The sequence below is a fragment of the Blautia sp. HCP3S3_H10_2 genome, from assembly GCF_052122375.1.
Classification (GTDB): domain Bacteria; phylum Bacillota; class Clostridia; order Lachnospirales; family Lachnospiraceae; genus Blautia_A.
Window position 1 is genome coordinate 1 of the sequence record NZ_JBQKCL010000039.1, and the last position, 1,827, is coordinate 1,827.

A 1,827-nucleotide genomic window follows, 5' to 3' on the forward strand; every position below is an offset into this window, starting at 1 on the left:
CGCTGACTGTCAAGGTAGTTGTCAGTAAAATATTTATTTTTTGTTCTTGCAGGTCATCAGATATTGTTCTGTACCTGACGTGAGTATCAATAAATTATCTACGTTTATTGGCAATCACGTCAGGCACAGAATCCTGCCTGATCACCATCATTTTGAATGATTAGATTTTTATGAAACAGCCATCTGCTCATCAGCTTTTTCGGATTGTTCGTGTACCTTTTCCGGGTTCAGATATACAGTATCCGGAAGACTCCAGTCACGGGTTGCACGTCCATTCCAGCGTTCTGGATGCTCTGCTTTAGCAGCTTCGTATACTTCTTTACGTTTAGACAGTATCTTGTCAGACGATCCGCTGCGGCGCTGATAAGGAGTAAGAAAGTTTAGACCACTGTGATGATGATCGTGGTTATACCATTTTACAAACAAGCTGACCCATTCCCGAGCCTCTTCCAATGTTTCAAATCCTTTGGGCTGATAGTTAGGACGATATTTCAACGTTTTGAAAAGACTTTCGGCATAGGGGTTATCATTGCTTACACGCGGTCTGCTGTTTGAAGGAGTTATACCAAGCTGATACAGGGTCGCCAACATTGTAGCGCCTTTCATGGGTGAGCCATTATCAGAGTGTAAGACTAATGGCTCCGTAGTAAGCCGCCCTTGTTTTAAACAGATCCTTTTAATCAAACTGCTGGCATAGTCGGCACTTTCTTCCTCGTAGACTTCCCAGCCAACGATACTCCTATCGTAAAGATCTGAGAAAAGATACAGATAGTAAAACATACCCTTATGTGGACCATTCAGATATGTGATATCCCACATATACACCTGATTCGGACCTGTTGCGCTGTATGTAGATGGACGGTTGTGTTTTGGTGCTTCGCTGCGTCCACGGTGGTTCAGCATTTTTTCTTCCCTCAACACACGGTAAAAAGTTGATTCAGAAGCGATATAGATACCTTCATCGGCTAATGCCGGAACGATCTCACATGGTGCCAGGCTGGCGTATTCTGGTTTGTTACAGATATTTACGATTTCCCGACGTGTCTCTGCTGGTATCTTATTGGCAGGATCTGAATGATCTGCTGAGGGACGTCCATCCTCATAGGAATCCGTATCTGCCTTTCGCTTCTTCCAACGGTAGAAAGTCCGTTCCGTGATTCCGAGACGCTCACATGCCTTTTTACAGGACGCTCCCGATGTAATGGCTTCATTGATCAGCAATACAGCATTCTTGCGGTCTGAGGCGCTGATCATTCGTCCTCTGGATCCCCCCAGATCGCATTTGCTTTTTTTGACAGTACAAGTAAAGCTGCTGCTTCTGCAAGAGCCTTTTCCTTGCGCTGTAATTCTTTTTCAAGTTTTCTGCGTTCCTTTTCAGAATCCTTGAGTTCACGGTTAAGCCGGGAAGCCTCTTTAGCGATACCGCCATTTGCATTCATGCAGGCATCTTTCCAAGCTTTGATCTGCTCAACATAAAGCCCTTTTTTACGGGCATACTCAGCGAGCTCCGTTTCATTCATGCTTGCTGTTTCAACAACAACTAAAAATTTATCCTGTGTACTCCAGTCATCCGGAACAGCATCCGTACCAGGAGCAGCATAGCCTTCCTTTCTGGCTTTATCCCGCCAGTTGCGAAGTGTCTGTTCAGAGATACCTTCTTCTCTGGATATCTTGGTAATGGATTCATTATTTGGTGGAAGCATTCTCCTGAGGAGTGCATCCTTTAATTCTGGACTATAGTTCATAGTGAAAGCTCCCTTCCTGTGATAGCTATATACTACCACAAAAGTAATTATCTTTCACTGACAATTATCCTAACACACAGGG

At 44.2% G+C, this 1,827-nt stretch carries 1 protein-coding gene; it reads right to left on the reverse strand.

The window, feature by feature from the left end; translation table 11 throughout:
* Nucleotides 1-168 precede the first annotated feature (168 nt).
* A protein-coding gene (locus tag ACTQWB_RS18605) for an IS3 family transposase (RefSeq protein ID WP_441502913.1) occupies nucleotides 169-1,745 on the reverse strand; the annotation gives its coding sequence in 2 pieces (ribosomal slippage) (nucleotides 169-1,283 and nucleotides 1,283-1,745; 1,578 coding nt in all).
* Nucleotides 1,746-1,827: the final 82 nt, after the last annotated feature.